Genomic DNA, 15,528 nt, shown 5'->3' on the forward strand with positions numbered 1-15,528 from the left:
AACACGCCATGCAGAGTCCGCTTTTCGCCTTCACCGAGGCACAGACCCAGGACCGCTACGCCCTGCAGAACAGCCAGTTGCTGCGCGTCGCCCTCCAGGGCCACGAGGACGTCCTCGCCCGCAAGGGCTCGATGGTCGCCTATCAGGGGCTGCTCGAGTTCGACGGCAACTACCAGACGCCCGGCCAGCACCGCGCCCGTGCCTACTCGGGTGAGGGCCTGGACCTGATGCGGGTGTCCGGGCAGGGCACCGTCTATCTGGCCAACCTCGCCCAGTACGTGCACGTCGTCGACGTCGATCACGACGGCCTGACCGTCGACAGCAACTACGTCCTGGCGCTGGACTCGGGCCTCCACTGGGACGTCGTCTCCGTCGACAGCCAGTACGGGATCTCCGGCACCGGCAAGTACCAGCTCAACATCTCCGGGCGGGGCAAGGTCGCGCTGATGACCTCGGGGCAGCCGCTGATGCTGCCGGTCACGCCCGACAAGTACGTCAACGCCGACGCGGACGCGGTGGTCGCCTGGTCCGCCTCACTGCGGGTGCAGATGCAGGCGCAGACCCACTCCTCCGGTGTGTGGCGCCGACGCGGCAACACCGGCGAGGGCTGGGAACTCAGCTTCCTCGGCCAGGGCTACGCGCTGGTGCAGCCCAGCGAGCTGCTGCCGCCGCAGAACGCCGTCATCGGTTCCGGGATGTCCGCCCAGTTCGGCATGGGCCAGCAGGGCGCCCGGGGAGCCAACCAGGGCAACATCTTCACCAACTGACGCGCGGCGTCGGCCGGTCCGGCGCCGGTGCCCTCCCATGGGGCACCGGCGCCGCTCGCGTGTCAGGCGGCCTGCCGCAGCAGCGCGCGGGTCCGGTCCACCAGACGCACCACGGACGCGTCGGCCACCGAGGCCACCTCGTCGTAGCCGAACCAGCGCAGGTCCAGCGACTCGTCGCTGATCGCGGCCACCGCGCCGGCGGGCGCCAGCGCGGCGTACTGCACGTCCAAGTGCCAGGCGCAGGGCGTGTGATGGCGGTCGAGCCGCACCGGCCCGCCGGGCAGCAGCGTCAGCCCCTGGGCGATCCCCGACTCCTCACGCGCCTCCCGCAGGGCCGCGTCCGCCAGCGTCGCGTCCTCCGGCTCGCAGTGCCCGCCCATCTGGAGCCACATCTCCAGCTTGCGGTGGAGGGTGAGCAGCACCCGGCCGCCGGACGGGTCGACCACCAGGGCGCTCGCCGTGATGTGCCCGTCCTTGCACGGCTTCCAGATGCCGTCCCGGTGGGCGGCGAGGTGGTCGAGATACGACAGGCGCAGCTCGTCCTGGCCGGGCGAGGGCGCGGGCCACTCCTTGAGCACCCGCGCCGCGTCCTCGTGCAGGCTCACTTCTCGCCGTCCCCCTCGCCCTCACCGGGGGCCTGGTCCGGGCCGTCGGTGTCCTTGGTGTTCCCGGTGTTCCCGGTGTCCTCGGCGGGCTTGGACAGATCCGGCCTGCCGCCGCCCGCGGCCTCGCCGAGCATCTTGTCGAGCTCGGAGAAGTCCAGCTGCTCGTGGTGGACGAAGCCGTCCGGGTCGTCCAGGTCGGCCGCCGTCGGCAGCATGTCCGGGTGCTCCCACAGGCCGTCGCGGCCCTCCAGACCCCGGGCGTCCGTCAGGGACGCCCACAGCCGCGAGGCGTCCCGCAGCCGCCGCGGACGCAGCTGGAGACCGATCAGCGTGGAGAACGTCTGCTCGGCCGGGCCGCCGCTCGCCCGGCGGCGCCGCAGCGTCTCGCGCAGCTTGTCCGCCGACGGCAGATGCGGCTTGGCGGCGGCGTGCACCACCGCGTCCACCCAGCCCTCGACGAGGGCCAGCGCGGTCTCCAGGCGGGCCAGCGCGGCCTTCTGCTCCGGGGTGTCCTCGGGCTGGAACATCCCCTGCTGCAGGGCGTTCTGCAGCTCCTCGGGATGCTGCGGGTCGATCTGGCCGACCACGTCCTCCAGCTTGGTCGTATCGACCTTGATGCCCCGGGCGTAGCCCTCGACGGCACCGAACAGATGCGAGCGCAGCCACGGCACATGCGCGAAGAGCCGCTGGTGGGCGGCCTCGCGCAGCGCAAGGTAGAGCCGCACCTCCTCCTCCGGGACGCCCAGGCCGGCGCCGAACGAGGAGATGTTCCCGGGCAGCAGCGCGGCCTTGCCGGCCGGGCCCAGCGGCAGGCCGATGTCCGTGGACCCGACGACCTCACTGGCCAGCACGCCCAGCGCCTGGCCGATCTGGGTACCGAACATCGCGCCGCCCATGGAGCGCATCATCCCGAGCAGGGGGCCCGCCATGGCCGCCATCTCCCCGGGCAGCACATCGCCCATGGCCGAGCCGACGCGTTCGGCGAGCGGGTTGACCAGGTCCTTCCACACCGGCAGGGTCTCCTCGACCCACTCGGCGCGGCTCCAGGCCACCACCGAGCCGGACCCCGACGGCAGCGACGTCACGCCGTCCAGCCACAGGTCCGCCAGGCGGACGGCCTCCTCGACCGCGCTGCGCTCGCCCGGCGACAGGCTGGCGTCCTTGCTGCCGTCCTCGGCGCCCTGCGCGACGGTCTGCCGCGCGATGTCCTTGGCCATCTCCCAGTTCACCGGGCCGCCCTCGTAGGAGAGCATCTGGCCGAGCTTCTGGAAGGCGGCCCCCAGATCGCCAGGGTTCATCTCGCCGCCGGGGCCTCCCATGCCGCCGAAGAGCGCCGCGAACGGATTGTCCGCGCCGCCGCTCCCGCCGCCGAACCCGAAGGGGTCCGCAGGGCCCTGGCTACCTCCCTGGCCGCCCTTCTTGTTGCCGTTGTCGCCGTCCTCCGGCTCCTCCGGCGGAAGGCCGAATCCAAATGGGGTGTCACTCACGGGTTTCCTCGGCTCGTAGGGCCGTCGGCAGGGGCCGACGGCGGCTGCCCGACATCACCTCCAGCGTAGACACCCGCCCCGCTTCGGGGCTCGGTGCTTCACCGGCGCGGTGCCTGCGGCAGGATGGACGGCACCTGGTACGTACGCGTCAGCACGTGTACGTACTGAATTCAACCGCTGGAGACGCCCGGTGAGTTCCCCAGATCCGACCGTTCGCGCAGCGCGAAACGCTGCGGCCAAGGCCGAGCCGGCAGGCGACGGCACAGGAGGCGCCAGGGATCGGCCGCTGCGCCGGCCCGTGGTGGCCGTCACCGGAGCCGCCTCCGGGGTCGGCGCGCTGCTCACCCGCGCCCTGGTGGAATCCGACGACGTCAAACAGGTCGTGGCCATCGACGAGCGGCGCGGCGACGTCGCCGAGGCCCAGTGGCACATCCTGGACGTGCGCGACCCCGCCATCGCCGACAAACTGCGCGGCGCCGACGTCGTCGTCCACCTGGCGCTCGACCTCGACCTGGAGACCGACGCCGCGGCCCGCACCGCCTACAACGTCCGCGGCACCCAGACCGTCCTGACCGCCGCCGCCGCGGCCGGCGTGCACCGGGTGGTGCTCTGCACCTCCGCCATGGTCTACGGCGCGCTGCCCGACAACGACGTTCCGCTGGCGGAGGACGCCGAGCTGCGGGCCACCGCCGACGCCACCGGCGTCGGCGACCTCCTGGAGATCGAGCACCTCGCCCACCGCGCACCCCGCGCCCACCCCGGCCTGAACGTCACCGTGCTGCGCCCCACCGTCCTGGTGGGCGGCACCGACACGGCCCTGACCCGATACTTCGAGTCGCCCCGCCTCCTGGTGGTGGCCGGCTCCCGGCCCGCCTGGCAGTTCTGCCACGTCGAGGACCTGGTCGGCGCGCTGGAGTACGCCGCCCTGGAGAAGGTCGACGGCGAGCTGGCGGTGGGCTGCGACGGCTGGCTGGAACAGGAGGAGGTCGAGGAGCTGACCGGGATCCGGCGCATGGAGCTGCCGTCCTCGGTCGCCCTGGGCGCCGCCGCCCGGCTGCACCGCATCGGGCTGACCCCCTCGCCCGCCGGCGACCTCGCGTACACGATGCACCCCTGGGTGGTCAGCGGCAGCCGTCTGCACGAGGCGGGCTGGCGGCCGAAGTGGACGAACGAGGAGGTGCTCGCCGAGCTCCTGGAGGAGGTCGCCGGACGCCACACCGTCGCCGGCCGCCGCCTGGGCCGCAAGGACGCCACCGCCGCCGGTGCGGCCGGCGCCACCGTCGCGCTGCTGGGCACCGCCGCCCTGGTCCGGCGCGCCCGCAAGGCCCGCCGCCGCATCTGAGGCGGCGGGGGCCCGCGGGCTGTATGAGCCTCCATACGGCGCTGCGGATGCCCGGTGGAATCGGCCATTTCCGAGCGCGGGCCCGGTGCGGCACGATGGGAGCATGTCAGCCGCTATCTCTTGCCCCGGCCGTGACCACCCCGGCGAGCAGGCCGCCGCGGACCCGATCCGGCTCATCGCGATCCGCGACACCACGCTGTCCGTGGACGAGGTCTTCGCGGCCGTCGGGGACGCCGCGGCGGGCGGCACCGCGTTGTTCGTGGGCACGGTCCGTTCGCACGACGGTGGTGCGGACGTCGCGGAGCTCGGCTACTCTGCGCACCCTTCCGCCGAGGCACACATCAGAAGCATCGCCGAGAAGGTCGTCGCCGAGTACCCCGTCCGGGCGCTGGCCGCAGTCCACCGAGTGGGTGATCTCGAGATCGGTGATCTGGCCGTCGTCGTGGCGGTCTCCTGCCCGCACCGGGGCGAGGCGTTCGAGGCGTGTCGCAAGCTCATTGACGACCTCAAACACCAGGTTCCCATCTGGAAGCACCAGACGTTCTCCGATGGTGCAGAGGAGTGGGTGGGGGTTTAGGGGCGGCCCGCGGCCCTGTTGCTCCGGTTGCGTAACCCGCCCCCTGGCGTAAGCGTTGACCTATCGGATGGTTAATCTGCTAATCGTCGATCGCGGTCGTACAAGGGGTTGGGAGGTCGCTGTGGGTGCGCTCCTGTGGTTGCTGGTTCCGGTTGTGGCCGCGCTCGTCGCGGCGGTGTGGAGCACCTGGACCCAGCGGAACCGTAAGTCCGGGGACGGACAGGAACTCGCGGGCTACGCCCGGTTCCGCGAGGCGATGGAGCGTGAGCATTCCGCTTCCGATCCCGCCTCGGACGCCGCCTGAGGGGTCCGCGGCATACGCGTGTGCAACGTCCCCGCGGTCCGTCCCCGTACGGACGGCCCCGCGGGCCGGTTGTCATACCCGTCCCGTACTGTCGTTCCATGCCACGCCGCACCGCGACGCTGCTCGCCTCGACCCTGATGCTGATCGCGCTGCTCTGCGCGGGGGTGCTGATCCCCGTGCCGTATGCCGAGATGTCACCGGGCCCGACGGTGAACACCCTGGGCGATCACGCGGGTGAGCCGGTGCTGCAGATCTCCGGGCGCAAGACCTATCAGCCGACCGGTCACCTCAACATGACCACGGTCCGGGTCACCGGCCCCGACTACACCATGAACCTCTTCGAGGCGGTCTACGGCTGGCTGGACCACGACAGCGCCGTGGTGCCGCACAAGACGCTCTACCCCGAGGGGCAGACGGCCGAGCAGGCGGACCAGGAGAACGCCGAGGAGTTCAGCCAGTCCCAGGAGAGCGCCAAGGTCGCCGCCCTCGACCAGCTGCACATCCCGGTGGCGACGCAGACGGTGGTCGGTTCGGTCATCAAGGACAAGCCGGCCGACGGGCGGCTGCACGCGGGCGATGTGATCAAGGCGGTGGACGGCAAGGCCGTCACGACGTACAGCGACGTCGCCGAGCTCGTCACCCGGCACAAGGCGGGCGAGAAGACGGTCTTCACGGTCATCCCCGCCAAGGAGGCGGCCGCTGCGGAGAAGAAGGGCAAGAAGCCCGCCGGCGGCCTGAAGCAGGTCTCGCTCACGACGACGAAGGCGAAGGGCGGCCGGGCCGTCGTGGGGATCCAGGCCGGGGTGGACCACACCTTTCCGTTCCCCATCGACGTCAAGCTGGCCGATGTCGGTGGCCCCAGCGCGGGGCTGATGTTCGCCCTCGGCATCGTCGACAAGCTCACGCCCGGGAACATGACCGGCGGCAAGTTCGTGGCCGGCACGGGCACGATCGACGACAAGGGCAAGGTCGGGCCGATCGGCGGCATCTCCATGAAGACGGTCGGTGCGCGGGACCAGGGTGCGGAGTTCTTCCTGACGCCCAAGGAAAACTGCGCGGCCGCCGCCAAGGACACCCCGAAGGGCCTGACGCTGGTGAAGGTCGGCACGATAGGCGACGCCGTCAAGGCGCTGGAGAAGATCCGCAAGGGCGACACCGCCGGCCTGCCGAGCTGCAGCCCGGCAGGCCGTTCGTAGTGCGGTGACGCCGCTCAGGCTTCGAAGGTCGCCGCCAGTGCCTCCGCGAGACCCGGCACCAGGGCGGATCCGGTGAGCACCTCGGACGTGGAGTCCTTCTCGCGCAGCCGCAGCGCCGATTCGCGGGCACCGTCGCGCAGTACGGCCACGGTCATACGGACCTCCTGGCGGTCCGGGTGCTCGGCGACCCAGGTGGCGAGCTGAGCCTCGTTCAGGCCCTCGGGTACGGAGTCCTCGGCGGACGGCGGCAGCATCAGCCGCTCCACGGTCAGCGCGCAGCCGGTGACGGCGTCCGGCCAGGCGATGGTGGCGAGGAACTCGTCCAGCGGGACGTCGGCCGGGACCTCGTCCTGCTCGACGGGGGTCAGGGAAGCGGTGGTGGAGTCGTCGATGCCGAGCTGGGCGGCGAGCGAGGGCTCCTGATCGCGCAGCTTGGCGGTGTCGACGAGGGCGAACAGGCGGGCGGGCTGATCCCAGCCGAGTCCGGCGGCGTATTCGTCGATTTCGAGTACGGCGCGGGTCAGCGGGTCGGCGGCGAGGGGGGTGCCGTCAACGGGGAGGTTGGTCATGCTCAACATCGTGCCTTGTCCACCCCGGAAAACGGGAACCGAGTAAAGCCTTCGTAAGTTGCATCACTGGGTCCTACTATCGCCGGGCCTGTTCCACACAACAGCGAACTTCGAGGTGCGCACCTTGGCTTTCCAGATGCCGGACCGCGGCGGAGGCCCCTCCGGGCCACGGATCAGAGTCGGCCGACCGTCCCGGCGGGTCCGGACCCTGCTCATGACACTGGGGGTACTGGCCGTCCTGGCCATGCTCTTCGTGATGTTCTCCGGGTTCTGGACCGACTGGTTGTGGTACCGCTCGGTCGACTACTCATCGGTCTTCACCACCACCCTGTGGACCAAGATCGGTCTGTTCTGTGCCTTCGGTGCCGTGATGGCGGTGGCCGTCGGCGTCAACATCTGGCTGGCGCACCGGCTGCGGCCGCCGCTCAGCGCGATGTCCATGGAGCAGCAGAGCCTGGACCGCTACCGGATGGGCATCGCCCCGTTCAAGAAGTGGGCGCTGATCGCGGTCACCGCGGTGATCGGGCTGATCGCGGGTGCGTCGGCGTCCGGTGAGTGGCGCACCTGGCTGCAGTGGGTCAACGGCGTGCAATTCGGGCAGAAGGACCCGCAGTTCGGCCTGGACGTCGCGTTCTTCGCCTTCGATCTGCCCTGGTACCGCTTCCTGCTGAGCTTCGGCTTCGCCTGCGCGGTGCTGTGCCTGGTGGCCTCGGCGTTGACGCACTACCTCTACGGCGGGCTGCGGGTCACCAGCCCCGGCTCCCGGGCGACGGCCGCCGCCACCGGTCATCTGTCGGTGCTGCTGGGCATCTTCGTCTCGCTCAAGGCCATCGCCTACTGGCTCGACCGGTACGGCCTGGCGGTCAAGTCCAGCGGGCTGCGGTCGGCGGACAACTGGACCGGGCTGCGCTACGTCGACGCCCATGCCTATCTCCCGGCGAAGACCATTCTGTTCTTCATCGCGGCGATCTGCGCGGTGCTGTTCTTCGCGACCCTCTGGCGCCGCACCTGGCAGCTGCCGGTGATCGGCTTCGGCCTGATGGTGCTCTCGGCGGTCCTGATCGGCGGGCTGTATCCGGCGATCGTGCAGAAGTTCCAGGTCCAGCCGAACGAGGCGAACAAGGAAGCGCCGTACATCAAGCAGAACATCAAGGCGACCCGGGACGCGTACGACATCCAGGACTCCGAGGTCACGCCGTACAAGGGCAATGACAAGCCCGCCGGCAAGGAGGACAGCCAGCGGCTGCGGGACGCGGCCGACACCACGGCCAGCATGCGCCTGCTCGACCCGAACGTCGTCTCGCCGGCCTTCCAGCAACAGCAGCAGGTGCGGGCGTACTACCAGTTCCCGTCCACCCTCGACGTCGACCGGTACAAGGACAAGAGCGGCGCCGAACAGGACACGGTCATCGGCCTGCGCGAGCTGAACATCGCCGGCATCCCGGACCACAACTGGATCAACGACCACTTCAAGTACACCCACGGCTACGGCGCGGTCGCCGCGAAGGGGACCGAGACCGATTCCGGCGGCGGGCCGAGGTACACCGAGTCGGACCTGCCGACCAAGGGCGGGCTCCCCTCCTACCAGCAGCGGGTGTACTACGGCGAGAAGACCTCGCAGTACTCGATCGTCGGCGGTCCGCAGAAGGAACTGGACTACTCCGACGACAGCGGTGAGAAGAGCTACCGCTACGCGGGCAAGAGCGGAGTGAACCTCTCCAGCCCGGTCAACCGGGCCGCCTACGCAGTGGCGTTCGGGGAGCCGCAGATCCTCTACTCCGGTGCGATCGGCGACGGTTCGCGGATCCTGTACAACCGCACGCCCAAGGAGCGGGTCGAGGCGGTGGCCCCCTGGCTGACCATCGACGGCGACGCCTATCCGGCGGTCATCAAGGGCCGGATCCAGTGGATCGTGGACGCCTACACCACCAGCAACGGCTATCCGTACGCCTCGCGCACCACGCTCGGGGACACCACGGCCGATTCGCTCACCAACGGCCAGCGGGCGGTGGTGGCCCAGCAGAACCAGGTCAACTACATCCGCAATTCGGTCAAGGCGACGGTCGACGCCTATGACGGATCGGTCAAGCTCTACCAGTGGGACGAGAAGGACCCGGTCCTCAAGACCTGGATGAAGTCCTTCCCCGGCACGGTCAAGAAGAAGGACGCCATAAGCGCACAGCTCAAGGAGCATCTGCGCTACCCCCAGGACCTGTTCAAGGTGCAGCGGCAGCTGCTGACCACCTACCACGTCCAGGACCCGGGGACCTTCTACTCCGGCTCGGAGCGCTGGCAGGTGCCGAGCGATCCGACGACCAAGTCGGGCAACTCCGTGCCGCCGTACTACCTGAGCATGAAGATGCCGGACCAGAAGGATCAGGCCTTCTCGCTGACGACGACCTTCACGCCCAACAAGAAGGACAACCTGGGCGCCTTCATGGCGGTCGACGCCGACGCGAACAGCCGGGACTACGGCCGGATCAGACTCCTGAAACTCCCCGCGCAGACGCCGGTGCCCGGCCCGCAGCTGGCGCAGTCGAAGTTCAACTCCGATCCGGTGATCGCCAATGAGCTCAACATCCTCAAAAGGGGTGATTCGGAGATCGAGTACGGCAATCTGCTGACCGTCCCCCTGGACGGTGGGCTGCTGTACGTCGAACCGGTCTACCTGCGCGGCGCAAGCACCAACTACCCACTGTTGAAGAAGGTGTTGGTCAGCTACGGCGACAGCAAGCCGGTTCTGGAGGATTCTCTCAAGGATGCGCTGGACGTCGTCTTCGGCAAGAAGTCGCCGGGTGCGGGCACCAAGCCTCCGGGTGGCGACACCGGTCAGCCGCCGCCGTCCGACCAGACGGTGCAGCAGGCGCTGAGCGATGCGGAGAAGGCCTACGAGGACGGCGAGAAGGCCCTGGAGCGAAAGGACTTGGGCGCGTACGACGCGGCCAAGAAGAAGCTCAAGGCGGCGCTGGACCGGGCCGCACAGGCGTCCGAGAAGGCCAAGTCCGCGGAGAAGAAGGGTTCGTCGGGCGACTGAGCGGCCCGACGGCCTCCCGCGGCCCCTCTGGGGTCGCCGGCGGATCAGCCGGCGACCCCACGGTGGCGGTGGGTGAACTGCCACCTCAATCCCGTGATAGCGTGAGATCACAACGACGCGGGGTGGAGCAGCTCGGTAGCTCGCTGGGCTCATAACCCAGAGGTCGCAGGTTCAAATCCTGTCCCCGCTACTGAAGATGAAGGCCCGGATCTTTCACGATCCGGGCCTTCGTCATGTGTGGTGAAGCCGGTGCTTTTCGCGGCCGCGTCGAACTGCCGATGTGGGGAACCTGTGTGCTTGAGTTTGACAAGTCGCCGTGTCGGGAAGTCGACAAACCGCTGAAGTGACCTCACTGGCTGCGGTATACCAGGTGTACGCGGGTTACGGGTGATGCGACGATGGCTGTTATGGGGGACAAGGCAAGGTTGTTGGAGACGGACCGGTTTGTGCATGCGCCCGACGACGGGCGCGAATCCGAGCTGCCGATGGATGCGATGGAGGCCGCGGAGGCCGCCGAGGCATCCGATGCGGTCACCGAGACCGGCCACCGCCGGGCCGCCGAGGCGGGCGACACCGCCGCGATGAGCGCGCTCGGTGCGATGCTGCTGCGCCGCGGCGAACTGGACGGCGCCGAGCCGCACCTGCGCTCCGCCGCCGCGGCCGGCGACCGTGCCGCGGCCAACAACCTGGGCGTACTGCTGCACCAGCGGGGCTACACCGACGAGGCGGGCGGCTGGTGGCGGATCGCCGCCGTCGCCGGCTCCGCGGCGGCCGCGCACGCCCTCGGCCGCCACTACCGCGAGCGCGGCGACGAGCCGGCCGCCGAGTACTGGCTGCGCCAGTCCGCCGAGTCCGGGCACTGCCTGGGCGCGTACGCCCTCGCCGACCTGCTGGAGCACCGCGGCGACGCCGGCGCCGAGCGCTGGTTCCGCGCGGCTGCCGAGCGCGGCCACCGCGAGGCCGCCTACCGCCTCGCCCGGATCATCGAGGACGGCCGTGACGGCGACCGCCGTACGGTGCCCGCCTACGGAGAGCTGACCCGGCAGGACGAGGCCGAGCAGTGGTACCGCCAGGCCGCCGCGCGCGGTCACCGCCGGGCCGCGCTCCAGCTGGGCGCGCTCCTGGAGGACCGGGGCGACATCCAGGAGGCGGGTCGCTGGTACCTCTCCGCGGCCAAGGACGGCGAGGCGCGGGCCGCCTGCGCGCTGGGCTTCCTGCTGCGCGACGCCGGGGACGAGGAGAGCGCCGCCGAATGGTGGCGCCGGGCCGCCCAGGACGGTGATGGCAACGCTGCCAACGCCCTGGGTGCCCTCCACGCCGACCACGGCGAACTGCAGACGGCCGAGCGCTGGTACCGCGTCGCGCTGGACGCGGGCGACGTCAACGGGGCCTACAACATCGGCCTGCTCTGCGCCGAGCAGGACCGGCCGGACCGCGGTGAGCAGTGGTACCGCCGTGCCGCCTACGCCGGGCACCGCGAGGCCGCCAACGCCCTTGCCATCCTGCTGCTGCAGCGCGGCGACGCCGCCGGCGCCGAGCCGTGGTTCTCCAAGGCCGCCGAGGCGGGCAGCGTGGACGCCGCGTTCAACCTCGGCATCCTCTTCGCCGGGCGCGGCGAGGAGCGCACCGCGCACACCTGGTACGAGCGGGCGGCGGTGGCCGGCCACACCGAGGCGGCGCTGCAGGTGGCCATCGTCGAGCTGCGGGACGGCGATCTGCAGGGTGCGGAGCGCAACCTGCGCTGCGCGGCCGGCGGCGGCAGCCCCGAGGCGGCGTTCCGGCTCGCGGACCTCCTGGATCGCCGTGCCGCGGCGGCCGGCGCGGGGCTGGCGGACGGCGAGCGGGCCGAGGACGACGAGAGCATCCAGTGGTACGAGCGGGCCGCGCGGCAGGGGCACCGCCGCGCCCAGGTGCGGGTCGGTATGTTCGCGGCGGCCCGCGGCGAGGTGGTCGAGGCGGCGAACTGGTACCGCGCGGCGGCCGAGGCCGGCAGCCGAAACGGCGCCTTCAACCTCGGGCTGCTGCTGGCCCGCGAGGGCAGCCTCCCCGAGGCCGCCCTGTGGTGGCAGCGGGCCGCCGAGGACGGCCACGGTCGCGCGGCGCTGCGCCTGGCGCTGCTCGCCGCCCGGCGCGGCGCGCTCGCCGAGGCGCAGAGCTGGTGTGCGCGGGCCGTCGATCTGGGGCCGCCGGAGGTGGCGGAGCGCGCGGCGCGGCTGCGTACGGCGCTCCAGGAGGAGCTCAGTGCCTGAGGGGTGTCCGCCCTAGGGGCGAGTGCGCCCCGGTCCCCAGGGCCGGGCTCCGAGGTCGCGCCGTGGGGCCCGGTCCTGGAGGGCCGGGCCCGGGGTGCGGGGAAGGGATTTGCGCTGGTCGTCGCGCTGGGGTTAGAGTAAAGACACAACGACGCGGGGTGGAGCAGCTCGGTAGCTCGCTGGGCTCATAACCCAGAGGTCGCAGGTTCAAATCCTGTCCCCGCTACTGAAGGACGAAGGCCCGGATCCTCAAGGATCCGGGCCTTCGTCGTGCGCGTGGTGCGAGGTGCGCGGTCACGGACGGTGGCCGACCGCCTCCGCGTAGAGGGTGCGGTCGACGAGCCTGTTCTCCGGCAGCGGCGGCCCTTTGGTGACGCCGGCGTCCCGGTAGGCCTTCTGCAGGCGCTCTGCGGTGCCCTTGCGGATCTCCCAGTCCATCCGGAGCGGTGGCACCGCGGTCAGGGTCACGGCGTCCACCTTGAGCAGCTTCGCCAGCTCGGCGACGAACGCCCGGTCGGCCTTGTAGTCATCGGCGAAGTAGGTGTTGACGGTGCGGATGTAGGCGCGCAGGAAGGCGACGCCCGCGTCCGGGTCCTGTTGGAGCAGGTGGGGGCCGTAGAGGGCGCCGCCGAGCGGTTCGCCCTGGGGCTGGCCGCCGAGGAACGCGTACTTCCTGTCGCCGTCGACGCGTCGCCAGACCGGGTCGAGGAGCCAGGCCGAGTCCACACCGCCGCCCGTCAGTGCGGTCAGTACGTCGGAGGAGCCGAGCTGTTGGAAGGCGACGGAGTTCATGTCGGCGCCGTGGGTGGCGAAGGACCTGGCCATCGGGTACATGATCACGGAGCCCTTGCCGATCATGGTGCCCATGGTGGAACCCCGCAGGGACACCGAGGACGCGGTCCGGCCGTTCTTCAGACGGACCCACAGGCCGCTCCGCGACTTCGGGTCCGGGGAGAAGTTGCCGGCCACCCAGCGGATGGTGAAGCCACCGTTGATGCCGTTGACGACGGCGGCTTCGGGTGCCGCCCACAGCACGTCGAGATCGCCCTTGGCCAGCAGGGGGAGAGCCTCGGGGGTGGGCAGCACCTTCAGCCGGACGTCCAGGCCCTCCTTCGCGAACTCGCCCTTGGCCAGGGCCGTGCGCAGCGGGGCGACGTACTCCGCCCCGAGGGTGCCGGTGGCGACCGTCAGGGTGCGGTGTCTCTTGAGGGGGCGGGGGGCCGGGGCACCCTTGTCGCAGCGGGCCGGGGTGCGGCCGGGGGAGCGGTCGGCGGGGTCGGTCCAGGAGGCCCGGCCGCAGCCCGCCACCGGCTCGACGGTGCGGGGTCGGGTGCTGGTGGCGGTGGTGTCCTGCGGTGCGGTGCAGCCCGCACCGAGGGCGAGCGTCGCGATGAGCGCGGCGAGGGCGGTGGTGCGCGAGCGCGGCATGGGGCCTCCGTGCGGCGGAAGTCGGGGAGGTGCGGGATCAGTTCCGTGCGCGGCCGCGGTCGCGGGGGGCCCAAGGGGTGAGGATGCGGCCGGCCAGCCGCACGAGTTCGGAGAAGAGCACGCCCAGCACGGCGACGCAGACGATGCCGACGAACATCACGTCGTTCTGGAACAGCGCGCGGGAGTCGAAGATGAGATGGCCCAGGCCGTCGGCGGCGGCGATCTGTTCGGAGGCCACGATCACCAGCACGGCCACCCCGGCGGCGATCCGGGCGCCCACGAGGACGGCGGGCAGCGAGGCGGGCAGCAGGACATGGCGGAACATCTGCCAGGCGTTCGCGCCGAAGACCTGCCCGGCGTCGCGGTGCCCGGCGGGGACGGCGAGCACCGCGGCCATCGTCGATATCCACACGAAGAAGAAGACGGTGGCGGCGACGAGGGCGACCTGCGGGCCCTCGCCGAGGCCGAACATGTTGAGGAAGACGGGCAGCAGGGCGAGTTTGGGGACGACGTAGAGGCCGTCGAGGAGCGGTTCGAGGGCGGCGCGCACGAGGCGGAGGGAGCCCATCAGCAGGCCGAGGGCGTAGCCGGTCACGGTGCCGAGGGCGTAGCCGGCCAGGACGCGTCGGAGGGTGGCCCCGACGTCCGGCCACAGCTCGCCCGCCAGGGCGCGGTCCCAGCCGTCGGCCAGGATGGTGGACGGCGCGGGGTAGATGCGGGCGTCGATCCAGGACCGGGTGGCGGCGAGCTGCCAGAGCAGGACGAGGGCGAGCGGGACGGCCACGGCCAGGCAGAGTTCGAGGGTGCGTCGGCGGCGGTGGGTGCGTTCAGGGTGCAGTTCTCGGGGGCCGGGGCGGCGGACCAGGCGGTGGTGGGCGGCGGGGCTGCGGGGCGCGGTGGTCATGCCGGTACGGCCCCCTTCCCCGCGGGGTGCCCGCGCCCGTCGACCTCGCCGCGCAGCAGCTGCCACAACTCGGCCTTCAGCGCGGTGAATTCGGCCGTGGCGCGGATGTCGCCGGTGCGCGGGCGGGCGAACGGCGGGCGGCGCTCGGCGATGATCCGGCCGGGCCGGGCGGACATCACCAGCACCCGGTCGCCGAGCACGAGGGCCTCTTCGAGGCTGTGGGTGATGAAGAGGGTGGTGGTGCGGGTGGTCTGGGTGAGGTCGAGAAGCTCGTCCTGGAGGATGGTGCGCAGCTGGGCGTCGAGGGCCGCGAACGGCTCGTCCATCAGCAGGATTTCGGGCTCGACGGCGAGCGCGCGGGCGATGGCGACGCGTTGGCGCATCCCGCCGGAGAGCGCGGACGGGTAGGCGCCGGCGAAGTCGGCGAGCCCCATCCGGGCGAGCCAGGAGCGGGCGCGTGCGTCGGCCTCCTTGCGGGGGACGCGCTGGATGTCGAGGCCGAAGCGGACGTTGGCCAGGACGGTCTTCCAGTCGTGGATGCCGTAGTCCTGGAAGATCATCGCGGCCGGGCGGTCGCTGCCGGCCCGGATCTCCAGCTCGCCCGCGCTGGGGCGCAGCAGGCCGGCGGCGATCCGCAGCAGGGTCGATTTCCCGCAGCCGGACGGGCCGACGAGGCAGACGAACTCGCCGGGCGCGATCTCGACGTCGACCGGGCCGAGTGCGGCCAGCGCCGTGCCGCCGCGGCCGAAGGACCGGGCCAGCGCGCGGGCGTGCAGGGCCGGCGGGCGGACGGGCGGGTCGGTGGGCGGGGCAGGGTGCGGCTCTCCCACAAGAGCTCCTCGCGGCGTGCGGAGTGCGGACGGGTGCCGCGGGGTGCGGGGCCGGGCCCGGTCGGACCGATGGCCGGAAGGCGCGGCACGCCGACGATATGACGACCCGTCAGATTGTGGAAGAGGGCGTGCGAGCCCTGATGCGCGGCCGGCGGTGCCGCGGGGCGGGTGGTGTGCAGCCGTCCGGGCGCGGCTGCGGGCCCGCAGCGGTGGCGGCGCGGGCCCGAGGTGACGAA

The 15,528-nt window shown here is 71.5% G+C and carries 13 protein-coding genes and 2 tRNA genes; 9 read left to right on the plus strand and 6 right to left on the minus strand.

Going from position 1 to position 15,528, the window contains the following annotated elements; translation table 11 throughout:
• The first annotated feature begins 8 nt into the window (after positions 1–8).
• Entirely contained in the window at positions 9–767 is a 759-nt protein-coding gene (locus tag ACGFML_RS03430) for an AIM24 family protein (protein WP_393539471.1), read from the plus strand.
• 62 nt (positions 768–829) lie between these two features.
• On the opposite strand, the gene ACGFML_RS03435 is transcribed toward ACGFML_RS03430, so the two are convergent.
• Both ACGFML_RS03435 and ACGFML_RS03440 read right to left on the minus strand, forming a co-directional pair.
• Positions 830–1,372 (minus strand): NUDIX hydrolase, encoded by a 543-nt coding sequence (locus ACGFML_RS03435; protein WP_393539474.1) that lies wholly within the window; start codon positions 1,370–1,372, stop codon positions 830–832.
• Positions 1,369–2,859, minus strand: a complete 1,491-nt coding sequence (locus tag ACGFML_RS03440) for a zinc-dependent metalloprotease (RefSeq protein ID WP_393539476.1) — start codon at positions 2,857–2,859, stop codon at positions 1,369–1,371. Before ACGFML_RS03440 ends, ACGFML_RS03435 begins: the two co-directional genes overlap by 4 nt.
• Before the next feature lie 190 nt (positions 2,860–3,049).
• Between ACGFML_RS03440 and ACGFML_RS03445 the strand changes: the two genes are divergently transcribed.
• The 4 genes from ACGFML_RS03445 to ACGFML_RS03460 all read left to right on the plus strand — a co-directional run bounded on the left by ACGFML_RS03445 (position 3,050) and on the right by ACGFML_RS03460 (position 6,278).
• On the plus strand, positions 3,050–4,201 hold the full coding sequence (locus ACGFML_RS03445) for an SDR family oxidoreductase (protein WP_393539478.1): 1,152 nt from the start codon (positions 3,050–3,052) through the stop codon (positions 4,199–4,201).
• Between the two features lie 103 nt (positions 4,202–4,304).
• Complete coding sequence (locus ACGFML_RS03450) at positions 4,305–4,778, plus strand: molybdenum cofactor biosynthesis protein MoaE (protein ID WP_393539480.1); 474 nt, start codon at positions 4,305–4,307, stop codon at positions 4,776–4,778.
• Between the two features lie 139 nt (positions 4,779–4,917).
• The gene (locus ACGFML_RS03455; protein WP_393539482.1) at positions 4,918–5,082 is read left to right on the plus strand and encodes a hypothetical protein; all 165 of its coding nucleotides are present in this window, start codon (positions 4,918–4,920) and stop codon (positions 5,080–5,082) included.
• A gap of 98 nt (positions 5,083–5,180) precedes the next feature.
• A complete protein-coding gene (locus ACGFML_RS03460; protein WP_393539484.1) occupies positions 5,181–6,278 on the plus strand; it encodes a PDZ domain-containing protein in 1,098 nt (365 codons plus the stop codon).
• A gap of 14 nt (positions 6,279–6,292) precedes the next feature.
• Here ACGFML_RS03460 and ACGFML_RS03465 read toward each other — a convergent pair whose 3' ends face one another.
• Positions 6,293–6,847, minus strand: a complete 555-nt coding sequence (locus tag ACGFML_RS03465) for a PPA1309 family protein (protein ID WP_393539486.1) — start codon at positions 6,845–6,847, stop codon at positions 6,293–6,295.
• 214 nt (positions 6,848–7,061) lie between these two features.
• On the opposite strand from ACGFML_RS03465, the gene ACGFML_RS03470 reads away from it, so the two are divergent.
• The 4 genes from ACGFML_RS03470 (at position 7,062) to ACGFML_RS03485 (ending at position 12,356) form a co-directional block, all read left to right on the plus strand.
• Positions 7,062–9,881 carry a UPF0182 family protein gene (locus ACGFML_RS03470; protein WP_393539487.1) on the plus strand — a complete coding sequence of 940 codons (2,820 nt, stop codon included), beginning with the start codon at positions 7,062–7,064 and terminating at the stop codon, positions 9,879–9,881.
• Positions 9,882–9,997: 116 nt separating this feature from the next.
• A tRNA-Met gene (locus ACGFML_RS03475) sits at positions 9,998–10,071 on the plus strand.
• A 208-nt stretch (positions 10,072–10,279) separates the two neighbouring features.
• Positions 10,280–12,130, plus strand: coding sequence for a sel1 repeat family protein (locus ACGFML_RS03480; RefSeq protein ID WP_393539489.1), 1,851 nt, complete (start codon positions 10,280–10,282; stop codon positions 12,128–12,130).
• Between the two features lie 152 nt (positions 12,131–12,282).
• Positions 12,283–12,356, plus strand: a tRNA-Met gene (locus tag ACGFML_RS03485).
• A gap of 68 nt (positions 12,357–12,424) precedes the next feature.
• Here ACGFML_RS03485 and ACGFML_RS03490 read toward each other — a convergent pair.
• From ACGFML_RS03490 to ACGFML_RS03500, 3 genes are read right to left on the minus strand one after another with little or no spacing between them, the layout of a single operon-like run.
• Entirely contained in the window at positions 12,425–13,558 is a 1,134-nt protein-coding gene (locus tag ACGFML_RS03490; RefSeq protein WP_393539491.1) for an ABC transporter substrate-binding protein, read from the minus strand.
• A 37-nt stretch (positions 13,559–13,595) separates the two neighbouring features.
• Positions 13,596–14,462, minus strand: a complete 867-nt coding sequence (locus tag ACGFML_RS03495) for an ABC transporter permease (RefSeq protein WP_393539493.1) — start codon at positions 14,460–14,462, stop codon at positions 13,596–13,598.
• Positions 14,459–15,292: an ABC transporter ATP-binding protein gene (locus tag ACGFML_RS03500; protein ID WP_393539495.1), complete on the minus strand. Its 834-nt coding sequence runs from the start codon at positions 15,290–15,292 to the stop codon at positions 14,459–14,461. The genes ACGFML_RS03495 and ACGFML_RS03500 overlap by 4 nt, the downstream gene beginning before the upstream one ends.
• Positions 15,293–15,528 lie beyond the last annotated feature (236 nt).

Source organism: Streptomyces sp. NPDC048650 (genome assembly GCF_043199095.1).
Classification (GTDB): domain Bacteria; phylum Actinomycetota; class Actinomycetes; order Streptomycetales; family Streptomycetaceae; genus Streptomyces.